General features: G+C 53.2%; 14 protein-coding genes. 7 read left to right on the top strand and 7 right to left on the bottom strand.

The window, feature by feature from the left end:
• From Q9L42_RS11125 to rpsB, 5 genes are all read right to left on the bottom strand, one after another.
• The gene (locus Q9L42_RS11125) at positions 1-759 is read right to left on the bottom strand and encodes an isoprenyl transferase (RefSeq protein ID WP_305908336.1); all 759 of its coding nucleotides are present in this window, start codon (positions 757-759) and stop codon (positions 1-3) included.
• 14 nt (positions 760-773) lie between these two features.
• Positions 774-1,331, bottom strand: coding sequence for a ribosome recycling factor (gene frr / locus Q9L42_RS11120; RefSeq protein WP_305910225.1), 558 nt, complete (start codon positions 1,329-1,331; stop codon positions 774-776).
• Positions 1,321-2,055 (bottom strand): UMP kinase, encoded by a 735-nt coding sequence (gene pyrH / locus Q9L42_RS11115; protein ID WP_349431088.1) that lies wholly within the window; start codon positions 2,053-2,055, stop codon positions 1,321-1,323. The genes frr and pyrH overlap by 11 nt, the downstream gene beginning before the upstream one ends.
• Positions 2,056-2,290: 235 nt before the next feature.
• A complete protein-coding gene (gene tsf / locus Q9L42_RS11110) occupies positions 2,291-3,166 on the bottom strand; it encodes a translation elongation factor Ts (protein WP_349431087.1) in 876 nt (291 codons plus the stop codon).
• A gap of 149 nt (positions 3,167-3,315) precedes the next feature.
• Positions 3,316-4,059, bottom strand: a complete 744-nt coding sequence (gene rpsB / locus Q9L42_RS11105; RefSeq protein ID WP_305908338.1) for a 30S ribosomal protein S2 — start codon at positions 4,057-4,059, stop codon at positions 3,316-3,318.
• A gap of 926 nt (positions 4,060-4,985) precedes the next feature.
• Here rpsB and Q9L42_RS11100 point away from each other — a divergent pair.
• The 3 genes from Q9L42_RS11100 (at position 4,986) to glnD (ending at position 9,375) form a co-directional block, all read left to right on the top strand.
• On the top strand, positions 4,986-5,189 hold the full coding sequence (locus Q9L42_RS11100; RefSeq protein ID WP_349431086.1) for a pentapeptide repeat-containing protein: 204 nt from the start codon (positions 4,986-4,988) through the stop codon (positions 5,187-5,189).
• 785 nt (positions 5,190-5,974) lie between these two features.
• On the top strand, positions 5,975-6,739 hold the full coding sequence (map, locus tag Q9L42_RS11095) for a type I methionyl aminopeptidase (RefSeq protein WP_349431085.1): 765 nt from the start codon (positions 5,975-5,977) through the stop codon (positions 6,737-6,739).
• Entirely contained in the window at positions 6,736-9,375 is a 2,640-nt protein-coding gene (gene glnD, locus Q9L42_RS11090) for a [protein-PII] uridylyltransferase (protein WP_349431084.1), read from the top strand. The genes map and glnD overlap by 4 nt, the downstream gene beginning before the upstream one ends.
• Before the next feature lie 587 nt (positions 9,376-9,962).
• Here glnD and Q9L42_RS11085 read toward each other — a convergent pair.
• Positions 9,963-10,343, bottom strand: a complete 381-nt coding sequence (locus tag Q9L42_RS11085) for a PilZ domain-containing protein (RefSeq protein WP_305908343.1) — start codon at positions 10,341-10,343, stop codon at positions 9,963-9,965.
• A gap of 184 nt (positions 10,344-10,527) precedes the next feature.
• On the opposite strand from Q9L42_RS11085, the gene Q9L42_RS11080 reads away from it, so the two are divergent.
• From Q9L42_RS11080 to Q9L42_RS11070, 3 genes are all read left to right on the top strand, one after another.
• A complete protein-coding gene (locus tag Q9L42_RS11080) occupies positions 10,528-11,061 on the top strand; it encodes a LemA family protein (RefSeq protein WP_305908344.1) in 534 nt (177 codons plus the stop codon).
• Between the two features lie 8 nt (positions 11,062-11,069).
• Complete coding sequence (locus Q9L42_RS11075) at positions 11,070-12,986, top strand: DUF2207 domain-containing protein (RefSeq protein WP_349431083.1); 1,917 nt, start codon at positions 11,070-11,072, stop codon at positions 12,984-12,986.
• 63 nt (positions 12,987-13,049) lie between these two features.
• Positions 13,050-13,577 (top strand): REP-associated tyrosine transposase, encoded by a 528-nt coding sequence (locus Q9L42_RS11070; RefSeq protein WP_305908347.1) that lies wholly within the window; start codon positions 13,050-13,052, stop codon positions 13,575-13,577.
• A 200-nt stretch (positions 13,578-13,777) separates the two neighbouring features.
• Here Q9L42_RS11070 and Q9L42_RS11065 read toward each other — a convergent pair whose 3' ends face one another.
• Positions 13,778-14,992: an FAD-dependent monooxygenase gene (locus Q9L42_RS11065; protein WP_349431082.1), complete on the bottom strand. Its 1,215-nt coding sequence runs from the start codon at positions 14,990-14,992 to the stop codon at positions 13,778-13,780.
• Positions 14,993-15,929: 937 nt separating this feature from the next.
• Between Q9L42_RS11065 and Q9L42_RS11060 the strand changes: the two genes are divergently transcribed.
• Positions 15,930-21,416, top strand: coding sequence for a glutamate synthase-related protein (locus tag Q9L42_RS11060; RefSeq protein WP_305908348.1), 5,487 nt, complete (start codon positions 15,930-15,932; stop codon positions 21,414-21,416).
• Positions 21,417-21,425: the final 9 nt, after the last annotated feature.

Here is a 21,425-nt window from a genome sequence, read left to right as displayed (position 1 = left end):
TTATGATTTTTTAATGACTTGTTCGCCGGTGTGGCCGAAACGTCTTTGTCTGCGTTTAAAACTATCGATGGCGTCCGCCAACAAGGCTTGGTCGAAATCAGGCCACAGCGCCGGGGTAAAATAAAATTCGGTATAGGCCAATTGCCATAACAAAAAATTACTGACCCGCTGCTCGCCGCCGGAGCGTATAAACAGATCCGGCTCCGGCAAATCGGCCGTGGACAAGTGTTGGCCGATCAACTCCTCGGTGAGATCGTCGGCTTGCAGCTCACCGGCGGCAATTTTTGCCGTGATCTGTCTGAAAGCCTGTGTGATATCCCAGCGACCGCCGTAGTTGGCGGCGATGACCAGGGTCAAACCTTTGTTATCCCGTGTCTGCGCCTCCGCATCGGCGATTTTCGCCTGCAATTTGTCGGAAAAAGCCGTTTTTTCACCGATGATGCGCAGGCGAATATCATTTTCATCCAGCTTATCGACTTCGCTCTGCAGGGTCGCCATGAACAGTTCCATCAACGTATTGACTTCGCCTTTAGGCCGACGCCAGTTTTCACTACTGAATGCAAATAACGATAACACCTCGATTTTCTGTTCGGCACAGTATTCGACGACCTTACGCACCGTCTTGACGCCTGCACGGTGCCCCATCACTCTGGGCATCATGCGCCTTTGCGCCCAGCGTCCGTTACCGTCCATGATAATGGCGATATGACGTGGATTCCCGCTATCGGGCGTAATAGTTTTATTTACATCAGTTGTCATTTTTGACGGCTCAATCACATGGAGAGTAAATCAGCCTCTTTTTCTTCAAGATGCTTTTCTACTTCCTTGATAAACTGGTCGGTGATTTTCTGGATTTTTTCTTCCCCCGCACGCGCCTCGTCTTCGGAAATCATTTTTTCCTTCAACGCTTCCTTGATTTCGCTGTTGGCGTCTCGTCTGATGTTTCTGATCGCCACCCGTCCCTGCTCGGCTTCCTGTTTAACGAGTTTGACCAGATCACGACGACGCTCCTCGGTCAGCGGCGGCAAGGGAATGCGGATCACGGCGCCTTGGGTCGCAGGGTTCAAGCCTAGATCGGAGGTCATGATGGCTTTTTCTATCGCCTGCACCATGCCTTTTTCCCATGGCGTCACCTTCAGCGTCCGCGAATCCTCGACCGAGACATTGGCGACCTGGGACAGCGGAGTTTCAGAACCGTAATAGGAGACGTTGATCTGATCCAGCAGACTGGGGTGGGCGCGGCCCGTTCTGATTTTGGAAAAAGCTTTTTGTAATGCCTCAATACTCTTCGCCATACGGGCTGAAGCATCCTGTTGAATATCACTGATCATTTTTTTTCCTCTTCTCGATAAGGGAGCCAATATCCTCACCCTGCATCAGTCGCATGATGGCTCCCGACTCAAAAATATTCATCACACGCATAGGTAAATCGTTATCCCGACATAAAACCAACGCCGTCGTATCCATCACATTCAAGCGTTGATCCAAGGCTTCATCATAAGTCAGGTGCGGATAGAACACCGCATCCTTGACCTTTTCCGGATCGGCGGAATAAACCCCCTTAACTTTTGTGGCCTTTATCATCAACTCCGCATTAATCTCGATGGCTCTCAGACTGGCGGCGGAATCGGTGGTAAAAAACGGGTTGCCGGTGCCGGCGGCGAATATGACCACCCGACCTTTTTCCAGATGCCTGACCGCGCGGCGGCGAATATAATCTTCACAGACTTGATTAATTTTCAAGGCCGTCATGACTCGAACCGGTTGGCCCAAATATTCCAATGCATCCTGCATCGCCAAGGCGTTGATGACGGTCGCCAGCATCCCCATCTGATCGCTGGTCACTCGGTTAAGTCCCTCCGAAGCGGTTTCCGCGCCTCTCAATATATTGCCGCCGCCAATTACCAGCCCCACCTGTATACCGGCTTCACAGAGATCCATCACTTCTTGAGCAAGACGCCTGACGATATTCGGGTCGATACTGCCGCCCTGCTCGCTCATCAGCGCTTCGCCACTTAATTTAAGTAAAATTCTCCGGCAAATCAATTGACTCATAATCCAAAATCCACTGTGTCTATGTAAAAGGTGTTAAGGATTTGGTGAAAAATTATTTCTCGCCATCACTAGGTTGCAAGAAGCACCGAAACGTGACGTATCGACGATACATCCGAACGATACGCCTTCTTTCCTCACTCAAGCCCAATGCAAAAAGGGAAATGATTGACCTCCAAACCCCAAAATAAACAGCTCACACAAAAAACCCGGTAAAAACCGGGTTTTCCGAGAGTTATCAGCCTCTTACCTGAGCCATAACCTCTTCGGCGAAGTTCTCTTCTTTTTTCTCGATGCCTTCACCCACTTCGAAACGCGCATAACGCACGACCGAATTATCCTTGGATTTCAACAATTGTCCAACCGACATTTTGTCGTCCTTGATAAACGGTTGACCCACCAAGGTGATTTCGCCGAGGAATTTCTTGATCCGGCCGGTAATCATTTTCTCGACGATTTCCGCTGGTTTGCCGCTTTCCAGGGCTTGCGCCGTGAAAATTTCCTTCTCTTTTTCGACCGCCGCCGGATCAACCTGGTCTTCGTTCAAATAAGCCGGATTGCTGGCCGCCACATGCATCGCAATATCCTTGCCCAACTCGGCGTCGGCTTTTGCCAATTCAACAATCACGCCGATTTTGCTGCCATGCAGGTAATAAGCCGTGCCGCCTTCGGCATTGTATTTGGCGAAGCGTCTGACGGTGATGTTTTCACCCAACTTGGCGATCAAGGCGCGACGCGTGTCATCGACGCTTTCACCGCTCGCCAATTCAGCCGCCAGCAACTGATCGATATCGGCGATGTCGTTGCTCAGCAGTACATCGGTGATGGCATCAACGAAATTGACGAAGTCATCGCCCTTGGCGACAAAATCGGTTTCACAGTTAACATCCACCATGACCGCTGTCTTGGCATCGTCGGACACTTTTGCGCCGATCACACCTTCGGCGGCAGTACGATCGGATTTCTTATCCGCTTTCGCCAGTCCGGCTTTGCGCATGTTCTCAATGGCCGTATCCATATCGCCATTCGCCTCAACCAAGGCTTTTTTACATTCCATCATACCGGAACCGGTTCTCTCACGCAGTTCCTTAACCATTGCGGCAGTAATACTCATTATCTTATTTCCTCAATATTTCTTAAACTAAAAAAACGCCTCACGAAGGAGGCGTTTAAAAAGGCTTAGCGAATCCAGGCCGACGCGAAAACCGGCCGGATTAAATAGTCGCCGTGCATCATTAAGCCGCCGATGCAAAGCAACAAGAATTACTCTTCGGTAGAGACTTCTTCGACAAATTCGTCCGTTTTTGCCGAGCTGTCCAGCACCGCTGTTTTTGCTTCCAGCACTGCGGCGGAAGCGGCTTGGCAATACAGCTTGACGGCGCGAATAGAGTCATCGTTACCAGGGATCACATAATCGACGTTGTCCGGAGAGTTGTTCGAGTCAACGATAGCAACGACAGGGACGCCCAGTTTTTTCGCTTCCATGACGGCATTTTTTTCATAACCGACATCCAAGACAAAGATTGCGTCGGGGATGCCGCGCATATCCTTGATGCCGCCCAGGCTACGCTCAAGCTTTTCCATCTCGCGCTCCATACCCAACGCCTCTTTTTTATTGAAACGTTGATATAAGGTGCCGTCGGCCTTCATCGCTTCCAGTTCTTTCAAGCGATTGATCGATTTCTTGATGGTTTTGAAGTTGGTCAACATGCCGCCCAACCAACGATGGTTGACATAAGGCATGCCACAACGCTTGGCTTCTTCCGCCACCACTTTACGCGCGGCTTTCTTAGTGCCGACGAACAGGATATTGCCTTTGTTAGCGGTCATCTGACCCAGATAATTCATCGCATCGTTAAACAGAGGAAGCGTTTGCTCAAGATCGATGATATGAATTTTATTACGAGCTCCGAACAGATAGGGAGCCATTTTTGGGTTCCAGTAACGGGTCTGATGTCCAAAATGAACACCCGCTTCTAGCATTTGACGCATTGACACTGCTGCCATTGATTTTCTCCTAAAAATCGCCGGATCTTGCCGGCATTGGGTTACGCCTCCACCTGTCCCGCCTGGAAACCTGCCATGCTAAGCATAGAAAGGCACCCTACCAGCCGTGCCGACAAGTGTGAGTATTAAAAAATGAACTTACCTTTATACCATAAATCTCTATTAACAGCAATACCGCCTCCGCCCGAACAAAAAGCTACATTGCCCTCACAACCGTAGTGGATTCGCCGCCAGGCAATACGCCTGGATACGTACAACGGCCAATTTTGCCCCCCCCCCCGGTGCGGGGTTTTGGCGGATCCGCTGCGCTTGATCCATCCTACGCCAATTTGGCCCACGGTGCGGGTTTTGTGCGGGTTTTGGTGGCTTGCTTCGCGAAGCCACCCTACGCTGCGGTAGGGTGTGCTGACGATAGGAAGCGCACCAGTTTTTGATGCGCTTCACGTTGTTCAGCACATCCTACGAAAGGCATCGCGACCGTAGGGCGGATTCGCCGCCAGGCAATCCGCCTGGATACGCACAACGGCCAATTTTGATTCCTCGGTGCGGGGTTTGGCGGATCCGCCGCGCTTGATCCATCCTACGCCAATTTGGCCCACGGTGCGGGTTGTGGTGGCTTGCTTCGCGAAGCCACCCTACGCGAAGCCGCCCTACGTTGGCGGATCCGCTGCGCGTGTTCCACCTCACGGATGTGGGTAGGGTGTGCTGACGATAGGAAGCGCACCGGTTTTTGATGCGCTTCACGTTCGTTCAGCACATCCTACGAAAGGCATCGCGACCGTAGGGTGGATTCGCCGCCAGGCAATCCGCCTGGATACGCACAACGGCCAATTTTGACCCCGGTGCGGGGTTTGGCGGACCCGCTGCGCTTGATCCCCCTACGCCAATTTGGCCCTCGGTGCGGGTTTTGTGCGGGTTTTGGTGGCTTGCTTCGCGAAGCCACCCTACGCGAAGCCACCCTACGCAAAGCCACCCTACGCAAAGCCACCCTACGCAAAGCCACCCTACGCAAAGCCACCCTACGCAAAGCCACCCTACGCAAAGCCACCCTACGCAAAGCCACCCTACGCAAAGCCACCCTACGCAAAGCCACTCTACGCAAAGCCACCCTACGCGAAGCCACCCTATGATGCGGTAGGGTGTGCTGACGATAGGAAGCGCACCGGTTTTTTGATGCGCTTCACGCAGTTCAGCGCATCTACAAATGTTCGGGGCGGGTTAAATAACCCGCCCCGCGTGAAAAGACAAGGGAGCGAATTACGTAACAATCACCCGCGGCATCACGTGATTATCCTGAATATTACATAACGACAATTGTTCTCGACTGACGGATTTTGTTATAGTTAGGCCTTGCAGACATCTTGACCGCACTAAATTCCGATGCAACTATTCAGTCTCTTTCAGGATTTAGGCAGCAGGTCATTGATTTCTCGGGACGCGTTCACCCAGCACCTAACCTAAATAAACGCAGCAATTCCCACTTTGGCGTTCAAAAAGGGCATGGGGTGTGTTTGGCGAGGATGTCGGCAGCAAGGATGCGGCCGTCAAGCCCCCAGGGATGGGTTTACGGCGCTCCTCGACAGACACACCCCATGCCCTAAACACAGCAAAAATGCTCAAACTGGGAATTACTGAAATAAACGACGATTATAAATCATAGCCAATAGTCTATGATATTGTCGAATAATTACATTCCGATAAGCTAGACGATGACAAGGACCGACGCCGCCGGGACCGCCTCGACTATCGCCGTTAAAGCGATAGACCGAAGCCCTATAAAACTTAAATGGCTGTCAACAACATAAGGATACGGTTACACTCGACTGATTTTCTCTCCGGTGTTCACACCCATCGTCAAACGCTATCAACCACCCGAACCGCAAGCTAACAATCAAAGCGTATTAAATCACACAACATGAGCATTACAATCAAAACGGCCGATGAAATCGAAAAAATGCGCATCGCCGGAAAACTGGCCGCCGAAGTTCTGGAAATGATCGCCCCGCACGTGGTCGCCGGCGTCACGACCAACGAGCTAGACCGAATTTGTCATGACTATATCGTCAATGAACAGCAAGCAATCCCGGCGCCGCTAAACTATCGGGGCTTCCCTAAATCAATCTGCACCTCGATCAATCAGCAGATTTGCCACGGCATTCCCAGCGAAAAAAAGCTCAAGAACGGCGACATCGTCAATATCGATATCACCGTGATCAAGGACGGTTACCATGGCGACACCAGCAAGATGTTCTGCGTCGGCAAGGTGACCCCGCACGCCAAGCGCCTGGTGGACATCACCCGCGAGGCGATGTTCCTCGGCATCGAGCAAGTCAAGCCGGGCGCGACCCTCGGAGATATCGGCCACGCCATTCAGAAACATGCCGAATCGAATCGCTATTCGGTGGTGAGAGAATTCTGCGGCCACGGCATCGGTCAAAATTTCCATGAGGACCCTCACGTCATGCATTTCGGCAAGCCTGGCGAAGGAGCCGTACTGAAACCGGGCATGATCTTCACCATCGAGCCGATGCTGAATCTGGGCAAACGCCATATGAAAATCCTCAAGGACGGCTGGACCGCGGTCACCAAGGACCGTAGCCTGTCGGCGCAATGGGAACATACCATTTTGGTCACCGATGACAGCCATGAAATCCTGACATTACGACAAGAAGAATTGTGAACACAGAAAGCGACGCCATCGCCTCGTTTACTCAGTATTTTGCGCAAACCAACGCCATCGCTTTGTTCAAAGAAGCGATTATCGATAAAAACGCACAACTGACAAACAAATTCGACCCGCAGCACGATGTGCTTGATTTACTCAGGGAAAAATCCTTATTTATCGACCATGTCCTGAGCGCGTGCTGGCGTCATTTTTTAGACACACACGCCTCCTCGCACAGCCTGATCGCAACCGGGGGTTACGGTCGCAACGAACTGTTTCCCCATTCCGATATCGACATCGTCATCCTGTTAAACGATCAACAAGATAACGACTTCAAGGAGAAACTCCCGAAGTTCTGCAATTTTCTTTGGGATATCGGCCTCAACCCCGGGCAAAGCGTCCGCACCATCGAGGAATGCATCGACAAAGCCTGCGAGGACCAAACCATCATCACGAGTCTGATGGAGATGCGCCTGATCACCGGCAACGAAGAGTTGGCGCAACGACTCAAAACGCAAATTTCCAGCGATCGACTATGGCCGTCGGCGAGCTTCTTCCAGGCTAAGATGGCGGAACAAACCCAGCGTTACAATAAATTCCATGACACCGCCTACAACCTGGAGCCCAATATCAAGGAAGGCCCTGGCGGCCTGCGCGACCTACAAATCATCGCCTGGGTTTTCAAACGACATTATGATTCGCCGACGCTGCGGGAACTGATCAAATACGATTTCATGCCGGCGTCCGAATATGACGAGCTGATCCTGGCCAGAAACATCCTGTGGCGCCTCAGATTCGCCCTGCATGCGCTGACCAACCGTTGCGAAAACAGGTTGCTATTCGATTATCAACGCGACTTGGCCAAGCAATTCGGCTACTTGGATCAGAAACAGCAGCCGGATGTCGAAGCCTTCATGCAGTTTTATTTTAAAACGGTGGCCAATATAGAACAGCTGAACGAAATCTTGCTGCAGCTGTTTAACGAACGCTTCATCAAGGCCGCTAAAAACAGCAAGCCCTCGCCGATTACCGCAAATTTTTCGGTCATCAACGGCTACCTCGAAGTCAGCCATAAAGATGTTTTTAACGACAACCCGCTGACCCTGCTGGAAATCTTCTTATTGCTGCAACAAAGTCCGTCGATCAAGGGAATCAGAGCCACGACGATCCGCTTGATCCGCAAAAGCCTGCATCTAATCGACGATGACTTCAGGCGCAACAAGAAAGCCAATCGTCTTTTTATCGAGATCCTGCGCCAACCTCGAGGCATCACTCATCAATTGCGCCGCATGAATCGTTACGGCATCCTGGCCGCCTACCTGCCCAGCTTCGCCAATATCGTCCAGCGCATGCAATATGATTTATTTCATATTTACACCGTCGATGAGCACACCCTGTTCGTGATCCGCAACCTACGCCGCTTTGCGCTGGATAAACACAACAACGAACTGCCATTTTGCAACAACATCTTCTTGTTGATTCCAAGTCCGGACATTCTTTACATCGCCGCCTTGTTTCATGATATCGCCAAGGGCAAGGGCGGCGATCATTCGCAGCTCGGCGAAAAGATCGCCAATGACTTCTGCCTACAGCACGACCTGCCTTCCCGCGACCGCAAACTGATTACCTGGTTGGTGCGCCATCACCTGCTGATGTCGACCACGGCACAGAAAAAAGACATCAGCGATCCGACGATCATCCATGAATTCGCACAGCAGGTCGGCAGCATCAAATATCTGAACTATTTATACCTGCTCACCGTCGCCGATATACGCGCCACCAATCCCAGCCTATGGAATTCCTGGAAAGACTCGCTGCTGAAAGAGCTCTACATTTCCACCCACAACGCCCTGCACCGCGGCCTGGACAAACCAATCGCCCGCTCGGAACGCCTGGAGGATAACAAAAAAGAAGCCGCCGACGAACTCCTCAGGCTGGGCATCTCGCCGGCCACGATCAAACAATCCTGGCAACACTTCAACGACGACTATTTTCTGCGCTATTCGGGGGACGAAATTGCCTGGCACACCATCGCCATCGCCGCATCTAAGCCCGAGGACCTGCCGCTGGTGCTGTTGCGCCCGCACACCCAGCGCGGCAGCGCCGAAATCTTCGTCTACACGCAAAACAAGGACAAGTTGTTTTCGATCTGCACGGCCACCCTGGACCGCCTGGGCATGAACATTATGGATGCGCGCATCATCACGACGGCCGACCAATACGTCCTGAACAGCTTTCAAATCCTCGAGCAATCGGGCGAAGCGATCAACGATCTGCATAGAGAAATACATATTTGCACCTCGCTACGCAATAACCTGATCAGCCGAAAATTAAAACGCCAGAAAAACGTTCACAGACAATCCAGACAGGCGCGCCATTTCCCGATCAAGACCCGGATTTCTTATCTGGAAGACCCCATGCATAAGCACACCGCCATGGAATTGATTACCACCGACAGAGCCGGGCTACTATCGATCATCGGTCAGGCATTCAGGCAGAAAAACATTCAATTGCATGACGCCAGGATCACGACGATCGGCAGTCGCGCGGAAGACATGTTTTATATTACGGACCGGCATTCACAACCGATCAAAGACGCCGACACCCTGGCTGAATTGAAGAATTTAATATTGGAACTATTGGACGGCTGATTCTCTACATCGCAGCCAAATTGGCGGCTTGCTTCGCGAAGCCGCCCTACGATGCGGTAGGGTGTGCTGACGTTCCTGGTTCCCACGGTCCTCCGTGGGAACCCATACTTTGCCACCTTATGCCCCCGGTATGCATTCCCACGCAGGAGCGTGGGAACGAGAGTCACGCATCGCAACCGCAGGGTGGATTCGCCGCCAGGCAATCCGCCTGGATACTACCCAGCCTAATCGTTGGATGCCATGGCATATTCGATGAATCGAATCAATTTTCCTTGTAGCCTGGATTTCGGCAATCCCTGCCGGAATGACATGATTCACATAAAGATGTGTATAACGATGAGCGGTCCTCCGTGGGAACCCATACTTTGCCACCTTATGCCCCGGTATGCATTCCCACGCAGGAGCGTGGGAACGAGGGTCAGGGTGTGCTGACGTTCCTGGTTCCCACGGTCCTCCGTGGGAACCCATACTTTGCCACCTTATGCCCCCCGGTATGCATTCCCACGCAGGAGCGTGGGAACAAGAGTCACGCATCGCAACCGCAGGGTGGATTCGCCGCCAGGCAATCCGCCTGGATACTACCCAGCCTAATCGTTGGATGCCATGGCATATTCGATGAATCGAATCAATTTTTCATAAGCCTTTTTTTCCAGATTAAGATAGCGCATGCCTATCTTACACCTGTCATTGGCGATGCGGCGCGAAAATGCCACATGACAACGAGCCTCGATCTTGGCAGTGCCGCCATTCTCATCAGGCAGATCCAACCAAACGAACAACTCGACCGGTTTACCATCGCGGACAAAATTTCCGCCTGGCGTCACCAAGTTTCTTTCTATGGTATTGCACTCCACGCAAAGTCCTTCGCTGGAAGCATCCATAGCCATCACCTTCAACTTAATACCATCCTCATTAGCGATGACAGCCGAAAAATTGGCCGCTACACGGGGATAAACTCTTTTTTCCATGCCCTATACTCAACCAATAGATAACAATGACTAAAATTAGACTATATTTTATTTTTTTCCAGCTTAAATAGAACTTAAAATCCCTAGTAAAGCCAATGTTTGTCAGCCCAAAATCGTATTACGAAAATTTCCCGAGCGGTAAAATTACCGCCCTCCATGACTCGTCCTTGCAAATCGAATAACCATGCTGACGACTATCCTGATTATTTTCTTAGCTTCACTGCTCATCCTTGCAACCATCAGCTACAACCGCCTCATCAGGGACAAAAACCGGGTGTTGGCCGCTTGGAGCGATATTAATGTCCAACTCGCCAGACGTCACCAACTCATCCCCAAGCTGATCGCTGTGGTCGACTCCTATGGCCATTATGAACAACAGACATTGACCCGAATTATCGAGCTGCGCACAGCCAGCCAAAACAGCGACAGACCGGAACAAAAATCACTGCTAGAAAACCGACTCGGCGACAACTTCAGACAGATTCTGCTACTGATGGAAAATTACCCGGATATCAAGACGAATCAACAATATCTCAGTTTGCAAGACAATTTGAGCGAGATCGAAAACACGATACAGTCGGCTAGACGCTATTATAACGGCGCCGTCCGCAACTTAAACACCCGCATCGACTCTTTTCCCGACTTACTGATCGCCAGGCTGCTCAATCTTAAACCGGCGACCTTCTTTGAACTACAATTAGGCCCATCGACTCATTAAGCAACGCCATGACAATACCCAATCGCCTAATTTTATTTTTTGCCTTATCGCTCTTGCCGCCCACCGGCCACGCCACCGAGACGATCCACCGTTTTGACAGCGAAATCAGCATTCACCGCGACGCATCGATGCAGGTCGTCGAAACCATCACCGTCAGCGCCGAAGGCAATCAAATAAAACATGGCATCTACCGAGATTTCCCAACCGACTATCGTAGCCCTTCCGGCCAGCGCTATCAAGTGGGCTTTAAGGTATTAGGCGCGTCGAGAGACGGACATCCGGAGCCATTCCATATAACAAAGCGCAGTAACGGCGTAAGAATCTATATCGGTGCAAAGAACCATTACCTGGAACCGGGAACTTACACCTATACTCTCCGCTATCAAACCAACCGGCAATTAGGATTCTTCGCCGACCACGACGAGCTCTATTGGAACGTCACCGGACACGGCTGGCGTTTCCCAATCCAAAAAGCCACGGCCACTGTGCATTTCCCGGCGTCGATGCCGGAAAACTCGGTCGCGCTGGCCGCATATACCGGAAAAACCGGCCAACAAGGCAGTGATTACCTGGCCTATCAACCGAATCCGAAAAGCGCTTTTTTTCAATCGACCCGCCCCTTCCCGCCCGGCCAAGGCTTGACCATCGTCGCCAGCTGGCCGAAAAACCATGTCATCGAACCGGACGCCGCCGCCCGGCTCCATTATTTTCTCGCCGACAATCCCGAATCGGTCGTCGCCGTGATCGGCCTGACCGTGATCCTAGGCTATTATTTATTGGCCTGGGCCAAAATAGGTAAAGACCCTGAAGCCGGCGTCATCGCGCCGCTTTATCAAGCACCGCCGGGATTTTCGCCGGCCTCGATGCGCTTTATCAAACGCATGGGCTATGACCACAAGACCTTTGCCGCCGCGGTGATCAATCTGGCCGTCAAAGGCCATTTAAATATCGAGGAAGGCGCCAGCGGCAAATTCGTGCTGAGCCGAAAACAAAGCGGCGCGGCGCTGGCGCCCGGCGAAAAGGCCTTATTGAACAAACTGTTCTCATTCGACCGCCAGTTCATCGAGCTTAAGAACAGCAATCATAAACAGCTAAAAAAAGCGCTGCAGGCGCATAAAAAGTCTTTGCAAAGGAATTATCAGAAGCTGTATTTCTTGACCAATTCAAGCTATCTCGCGCCGGGCCTCGTTTTCACCGTCGCCACACCGGCGATTATGATGATCGTGATGCCGGAGGGGGCTCAAATCGAGGCGGTATTATTTTTCCTGGTCTGGCTGTCGATCTGGAGCATCGCCGTGCTCGCGCTGTGCATGCACGCCTACAGACGCTGGAAAACTTATTTTTCCAACCGCACCTTATTGACGCTGACGCCGGCGCTGATCAACACGCTGTTCGCCATCCCCTTTGCTCTTGGCGAGGTCTTTGGACTGAGCATGCTGGCGAGAGAAGGCTCATTCAGCATCGCCATCACCCTGCCCCTGCTGGCGCTGATCAATTATGGTTTTTATCAATGGTTGAAGGCGCCCACCTTGGCCGGGCGAAAAGTACTGGACAAGTTTGACGGTCTGCAACTTTATCTGTCTGTCGCCGAAAAAGACGAATTAAACTTCCTCCACCCACCACAAAAAACTCCGCAATTATTTGAACACCTGCTGCCCTACGCTTTGGCTTTGGACGTGGAACAACAATGGTCGGAAAAATTCGCCGATATCTTGCAACAGGCCAGCCTGGGCTCCGATTATCAGCCGCGCTGGTACCATTCCAGTCATCATGGACAGCATGATTTCACCAGCTTCGCCTCGACCATTGGCGGCAGCATGGCGACGGCGATCGCCTCGTCATCGACCGCCCCGGGCTCACGTTCCGGCGGTGGCGGCGGATTCTCGGGCGGCGGAGGTGGAGGCGGTGGCGGCGGCGGTTGGTAGCAGCCGTAGGGTGGATTCGCCGACAGGCAATCCGCCTAGTGGCTTATGAAGGAGGAGCAGAACATGTCCAATTATCGACGCAACTGGGTGGCAGGCGGCTGTTATTTCTTTACGGTCAACCTAATGGATCGGCGACGGTCATTGCTGACAGATCACATTGATCTATTGCGCGACTCTGTCCGACGGATACGCCGTCTACACCCATTTCACATCGACGCCTGGGTGGTCTTGCCGGATCATATGCATTGTATTTGGACTTTGCCGGACGATACCGATGATTATGCGATTCGCTGGCGGTTAATCAAATTGTTATTTTCCAAAGGCTTGCCGAAAAACGAACGATTACCGGCGGTTCGCCGACGCCGTTCGGAACGGGGCATTTGGCAACGGCGCTATTGGGAACATACGATTTTAACCGCCGAAGACTATGCCCGTCATGTGGACTATATCCACGCCAACCCGTTAAAACATGGCCATGTGGCACGGGCTCAAGACTGGCCATATTCCTCATTCCATCGCTATGTTGAACAAGGCGTTTTACCGCCGAATTGGTGTGGGGATACCGACGACTTAACGACAGCACCAGATTGATCCATCGGGTGTGGCGGTTTGCTGCGCATCGCAACCGTAGGGTGGATTCGCCGACAGGCAATCCGCCTTTGATACGCACAATACCAATTTTGCACCCCTGTGCGGGTTTGGTGGCTTGCTTCGCGAAGCCACCCTACATTGGCTACGTTGGCATCGCAGCGGTTTTGGCGGCTTGCTGCGCGAAACCACCCTACGCCTTTTTAAAACAAGCTTTCGCCGCGCGCCAATTTCGGCAACTTGCCTTCCAAGCCCATCGCGGCGCGCATCACCTTGTTTTTGGCCGGCTTGATGCGCTCCGCCAAGCCCAAGCCCAGGTTTCTGAAGAACTTGACCGGCAAAACATCATTACTGAAAAAACGGTAAAACACATCCATCACCGTCATCATCTTTAGATTCTCGTGACGGCGCATTTCTTCATAACGTTTCAACACCGCAACATCGGCGATATTTTCCCCACGTCTGTCGGCCTCGACGAGCACCTCAGCCAACGCCGCAGCATCGAGCAAACCGATATTGACGCCCTGGCCCGCCAGCGGATTGATCATATGCGCCGCATCGCCGACCAGCGCCACCCCCTGCTTGACATAATGCTGGGCATGCTGACGCTTGAGCGGAAAACTGGCCACACCCAACACCCTATTGATGCCGCCCAGACAGTCCGGAAAAGTCGCAGTCAATTCCCGTATCAACGCTTCCTGATCAAGCCCCTTCAGGCGCTTGACCTCATCCGGCGAGTTATACCAGACCAGCGATGCATAATTGCCCGTTAACGGCAGAAAAGCCTGCGGTCCGCTAGGGACAAAACGCTGCCAAGTAATATCCTGCTGCGGATAAGAGGTTTCCACATAAATGACCAAGGCATGTTGGCTGTAATCCCAACTGGTCACTCCCAGCCCTGCCGCCTGCCTGACCAACGATTGACCGCCATCCGCCGCGACCAACAGCGAGGCTTGCAATACGCGACCATTGTCGAGTTGCAACTGCGATTGCGCCGGCCGATAATCGATCTTCTGAATCGTCGACGATGCGATCAGTTCGATATTATCGAACTGTTGCAAACGCCCCAATAAAGCCAACTGAGTCACCCGGTTTTCAACGATGAAGCCGAGCTCGGGGTAATCGATGTCGTCGCTGTTGAATTCGGTGTCGCCGGCGGTTTCCCAGACTCGCATACGTCTGAACGGGCATAGCCGCCGCTGACTGACACCCTGCCAGGCGCCAACGGTCTGCAGTATTTTTTGCGAAGCGATGCTAAGCGCCGACACCCTCAGATCATGCGGCTGTTCCGGTGAAAACGGTTCCGGCAAAGAACGCTCCAGCACCGCCACCTTCAGTGCGCTGCCCCCCAAACCACAGGCAACGGCCGCACCGACCATGCCACCGCCCACGATGACGACATCGAATTGTTCAGTCATGACGAATTAATTTTTAACTAAAAGACAATGATCATTGTATCCGAAGTTTGCCCATTTTACCGTGAAAGTACGCGCGGCAGAGGCGCCAGGCAGATAGGATGCCGCCAAAGAAGGTGTCGCATCCATTTCTAGGCGGGCAGGTTAGTTAACCCGCTCCGAACGTTCAACTTGCTTTGGGCTCGGTTGAACTGTGCGGGGCGGGTTATTCAACCCGCCCTGAACGTTTTGGTTTTTAGTTCGGCATACGATTGAAAGACTCAGGCCGGGGTTACAAACCCCGGTCTGCTCAAGGAGGGATTTAACCGGTCCTGCTCATATCTCATCATATTTAGCGGCGCATGTCGGATAATGGCTATATTGCCAGCAATTCCCACTTTGGCGTTCAAAAAGGGCATGGGGTGTGTTTGGCGAGGATGTCGGCAGCAAGGATGCTGCCGTCAAGCCCCCAGGGATGGGTTTACCCAGCACCTAAATTATCCTGGAATGTAAAATATAGTCCAGTAGCCATGGAATTTAGGTGCTGGGTGAACGGCGCTCCTCGACAGACACACCCCATGCCCTAAACACCGCAAAAATACTGTGCGGGGCGGGTTATTCAACCCGCCCTGAACGTTTTGGTTTTTAGTTCGGCATACGATTGAAAGACTCAGGCCGGGGTTACAAACCCCGGCCCGCTGAGATCCAGCGGACTATGGGCCGAACGACGACGCCAGAGAAAGCGCATGAATGACAGCACTTACCTTTCATGGTACAATTGAGAAGTTTCACTAACTGAAATTAATCAGCTTAGCCCAAGAAATTATAGCGGCATTGGCAGTTCGCAATCGAACTCACTCTATGTAGTGGACTCTAACACGCAACTGACAAAAAAACCATAAAGGCTGCAGCCTGACACATTCAGGTAATCCATTAACGGTAGGATAGGATCGGGATGACGATGACTAAAAACTCCCAACAACAAGACACAGAAACGATGCTTTACGACGCTGACCTTTCACAAGACAGCTGCGGTGTAGGCTTTATTACCCATAAGCAAAGCAAGCAGACTCATGACTTACTGGCAAAGGCGCACGAAGCGCTTTGCACTATTCCGCATCGCGGCGGCATGAGCGCGGAAGGTATCGGTGACGGCGCCGGTGTCAACATCGACTTATCGTTAAAGTTCTTTCGCAAAATCACCGGCATCGCCGACCTGGAACTCGGTCAGTTTGGCGTCGCCAACTTCTTCTTTCCGGAAGATCACGCCCATTACGATTCGGTCGCCAAGAACCTGGTTGACCAGCACCTGCAGGATTTCGACCTGTCGGTCATTCTATGGCGCGACATACCGGTAGACAACAGCGTATTGAACCCGGAGGCGGTCAAAGCGCAATTGCCGATCAAGCAAGTCATTTTCACCCGTCCACATGCGCTGAAGCATGACTCTCAACAGTCTTTCGAAAAATATATTCAATCCGCGTTATTAGCGATCGAGGCGGACGGCTTCAGCCGTGACGAACTGCAAGGCTTTTACCCGTTGTCGATGAGTTCACGGACCCAAGTCTATAAAGGCCGCCTGAATTCGTTCGAGGTCATCCCGTATTTCACCGATCTTTACGACAAGGATCATGAAATCAACACGCTGTTTTTCCATACCCGCTTCTCCACCAACACCGCGCCGGCGACGATGATGGCCCAGCCATTCCGTTATATGGCGCACAATGGCGAACTGAATACCGATAAGAAAAGCCGGTTAAGCGAAAACGCCATCGCCCGACAAAAAAACAAACACATCGTCTTCCCTTGCGGACAATCCGACTCCGGTCGTCTGGATCAAACCCTGACCCGTCGCATCAATGAAGACGAACTGGACATCGTCACCGCGATCCTGGCGATGATGCCGCCGGCCTGGGAGAACGACACGACGCTGCCCGAGGATGTCCGCGCCATGCTGGAATATTTCAGCCTGTACGAAGAGAAAAACGACGGCCCGGCCGCGCTGATCTTCAACGACGGCATCCGCGTCGGCGCCCGCCTCGACCGCCTGGGCCTAAGACCTTTGCGTTCGGTGGAAACGAAAGACTATCTGGCGGTCATGTCGGAAGCCGGACAAATCGACTTCCCATCCGAGCAAGTATTGCGACGCGGTCGCATCGAAGCCGGCGGCATGCTGTATTTCGACCACAGCACCGGGCAATCCTATGACAGCTACCAGGTCATGGAACGCCTAGCCAGTGAACGCGATTACAAGGCGATGTTGAAGGAAAAATGTGTCCATATCTCGGAATTGCCGGAAGTGAACTTGGACGAAATCGACAACGAGCATGCATTCAACATCGATCAACGCCACACCGCCTATTCCTTGAACCAGGAGAGCTTCAAGTTCCTGCTCGACCCGATCCTGACCGCCGGCCTGGAAAAGGTGTCGGCAATGGGTTACGGCATCACGCCGAACGCGCTGAGCGGCGCCGAAGGCGGCATGTCCCGCTATTTCAGCCAGCGTTTCGCCCAGGTCACCAACCCGCCACTGGATTCGTTGCGTGAAAGCGACGGCATGACGCTGCGCGTGGCCTTAGGCGGAAAACCGACCTTTTCCTCGGAAACAAGCAAACAGCTGATGATCGAGACACCGGTTCTGCAGCGCACGCAATTGGAGCAGATCCGCCGACAAACCGCGATCAAGGTCGCCACGCTGGACATGCTGTACACCCCGGACTTCGAGGACGCAGAGAAAAATGCCCAGGCCCTGGAACAAGCATTCCTGGCAGTCTGCGATCAAATCGAGGCGGCGGCCAAAAGCGGCGTCGGCATCATCATCCTCAGCGATTACAACATCGGCAAAGACAAAGCGGCGATCCCCGCCTTACTGATGGTCGCGGCGGCCAACCAACACATGGTCAACAAGGGCATACGCTTCAACTCATCGCTGATTCTGGAAACCGGCCAAGCCGCCAGCCCGCACGATGTCGCCACTATCTTGGGCTTCGGCGCATCGGCCATCTGTCCGCTGAGCGTGCACAACCGCGTCATCACCGAATTCAACGGCGAACAACATCAGAAAATCCTGGATAACTTCCAGAAAGGCATCGCCAAATCGCTGATGAAAACGATGGGCAAATTCGGCCTGTGTACCGTGGAAAGCTATATCGGCGGCGAGATCTTTGAATCCAACTACCTGGACACCAACGAACCGAAACTGAATCCGTATTTTCCGAATATCAACGCCCCGGTTGGCGGCGCTCACTATGCCGATATCGCCGCCAGCGCCACCGAATGGCACCATAAAGCGCTGACTGTCAAAGACGAAGGCGATATTCCGTTCCTAGGTCTGTTCAAGGAACGTCAGGACGGCGCCGGTCATACCTTCGGCAACACCGCGGTCAGGGAATACATCAAGATGACCGACGAGGAAATCCTGTATATTCCGAAACAAAAAACCTCCGAGGTCAGCGATACCGCCTATTTGGATTTCGGCTACGAAAAACGCACGCCGGAACAAATCGACGCCTTCGGCATCACCCCGGCTTATCGCAGCTTCACGAAAAATCTGTACCTGGAACGACACGACAGGCCGGCGGCGCTGCGCGACATCATGGCATTTCCGGTCGATGTCTCGTCCGCACAAAGCCAGGAGGATTTCGATCGCCTGCTGGGCAGTCAGAATCTGCACGGCAACAACAATTACCTGATTCGCGGTCTGACCGTCCATAAAACCAACGGCGTCGTCTTCAGCGTCAGCCTGTGCAACGACAGCAATCCACAGCGTCTTGAACAACTGGCCGCGCATTTGCAAGGCCGTTTCGCCGGCGAGGATTTCAACATCGCCGTTGAAGGCGATCATCTGACCGTGCGCGTTTCCGACGGCGACAACCTATTGCACCGTTATCTGTCCTCGGTGCAGACTGCGCGCAACAGCATCGCGCTGGACAATGTGCAACCGGCCCACCAAATCACCCCGACGCTGGCGTCCGGGGCAATGAGTCATGGCGCCCTGTTGGCGGAAGCGCACGAGGCGGTGGCGATGGGCACCAACATCGTCGGCGCGATGAGTAATTCCGGCGAAGGCGGCGAACATTCCAGCCGCTTCAATACGCTGAGATCCAGCAAAATCAAACAGTTCGCCTCCGGTCGTTTCGGCGTCTGGGCCGGCTATCTGGCCGACCCCAATGTCGAGGAAATCGAAATCAAGATCGCCCAGGGCGCGAAACCGGGCGAAGGCGGCCAGTTGCCGGCGCCGAAAGTTTCGGTGGAAATCGCGTCGTTGCGCGGAGGCACCCCGAAAGTCGAACTGGTCAGCCCTCCGCCTCATCACGACACCTATTCGATCGAGGATCTGGGGCAGTTGATACACGACGCCAAGGCTGCCCGGGTTAAGGTGATCGTCAAACTGGTGTCCTCGGAAGGCATCGGCACGATTGCCGTCGGCGTCGCCAAGGCCGGCGCCGACGTCATCAACGTCGCCGGCAATACCGGCGGCACCGGCGCGGCGGCGGTCACCAGTCTGAAGAACACCGGGCGCTCGCCGGAAATCGGCATCGCCGAGGTGCATCAGGCGTTGGCGGCCAACGGTCTGCGCGACAAAGTGGTGCTGCGCTGCAGTTCCGCCCACCAAAGCGGCATGGACGTGGTTAAATCGGCAATCCTGGGCGCCGATTCCTTCGAATTCGGCACCACGGCCTTGATGATGCTGCGTTGCGTGATGGCGAAAAACTGTAACGTCAGATGCCCCGCCGGCCTGACTACCGCCCATGAAGAGTTCAAGGGCGACCCGCGCGTGCTGGCGCAGTTCTTCATGAACCTGGCCCACGAAGTCAGGGAAATACTGGCCGAACTGGGCTACAACAGCTTGACGGAAATCCGCGGACAAACCGACTTGCTGCACCTGATCGATCACCCGAGCATGATCGGCCAACTGGATTTCACCAAACTGCTGGCCCAAGTCGAGGAAATCAAGGTCGCCAATCCGATCTATTTGGAAGCGAACTTCAGCGTCGACGACCAGTTCATCGAGCAGATAAAAACGCATTTGATAGACGGCGAGCAAACGCAATTGCTCATCGAAGGCGATCAATACAAGCTGAACAACCGCAACAAAACCGTTGGCGGCCAAACCGCGATCGATATCGAACGCATCCTGGCTTACCAAATCAGCGAAGAACAGGCCGCGGCTTCGAAAATCATCTATACCAATCAGCATGGCCGCCGTTATTTGGCCCCCGATAGCGTCATTATCCGCACCCACGGCTCGGCCGGCCAAAGCTACGCTGCGTTCAACAATGACGGCATGCGTATGGAGCACACCGGCACCTGCAATGACGGCGTCGGCAAAACCGCCTGCGGCGGCGCCATTATCGTCAAATCACCCGGCGGCGGCTCGAAAAAAGACGGTGAAAATGTGCTGATCGGCAACTTCGCGCTGTTTGGCGCAACCGGCGGCAAAGCCTTCATCAACGGCCAGGCCGGCGACCGCTTTGCGGTGCGCAACTCCGGCGCGATGGCCGTCGTCGAAGGCGTCGGGGATTTTGCCTGCGAATACATGATCAACGGTTCGGTACTGAACCTGGGCGGCTTCGGCAAGGGCTTCTGTACCGGCATGTCAGGCGGCAACGCCTATCAATACGACCCGCACAATCGTCTGCAAAACCTGCATGACAAGTCGTCGGTGGAAATCCGCAGCCTGAGCGAAGAAAGCGAGATCTCGGCCAGCCACGAACAGTTCATACTGCATATGCTGGAACAGCATATCGAATACACCGGCTCCAGCAAAGCCCAGTCGATTCTGGATAATTGGGCCGAGGAACGTAAGCATTTCCGCTTTGCGATTCCATTGTGGTTGTACAAAACTCAGACCGCCGAGTATCTGAGCCGAGACTTAGACCGCAAGGCGATAATCGAGGAATTGTCCGTAGCCTTCACCCAACAGCAGATCGACCAGGTCAAACAAGGCTATCAAGCCGGACGCCCGCTGTTTGCCGGCGCGACGCCTGCCTACGGCGAGACCGACACCGATTTGACGTTCAGGCTGATCAACAGCTTCGCCGTCATCGACAAGGCGCAACAGATCGTCAAAGAGCAATTGAAGAAGCAAGGCCTTCAGCAGCTTGACGACAACCTGATCAACGACCGTGCTTATAAATTGCTAACCGAACGGCCGCGTAAATTGCAGGATGCGCTGATCAAGTCCGTCCGCGAAGCCTATAGCAACTATAGCGATGAACAGCTAGCCGCCCTGCTTGCGGAAAAACGCCTGAAAGATTATAAAACGGCGTTGATCCGACGCGATGTGCAAAGCATTTATTCCTTGGGCTCCACCGCCTGGATTATCGAGCAGGATAAAATCAACAGGACGGCCCTTAAAGACGTTCCATCAGTCGAGAAAAATCTGGCGACCCTGGCCAGCCAAGGGATCGTGCAGGAAATGCTGGAACAAGATCAGGCCGCTTAGTTCATTCCG

It is taken from the genome of Methylomarinum sp. Ch1-1 (assembly GCF_030717995.2).
In the GTDB taxonomy this organism is placed as follows: domain Bacteria; phylum Pseudomonadota; class Gammaproteobacteria; order Methylococcales; family Methylomonadaceae; genus Methylomarinum; species Methylomarinum roseum.
The sequence above is the reverse complement of the archived record's forward strand: the minus strand, read 5'-3'. Positions and strand labels throughout refer to the sequence as shown.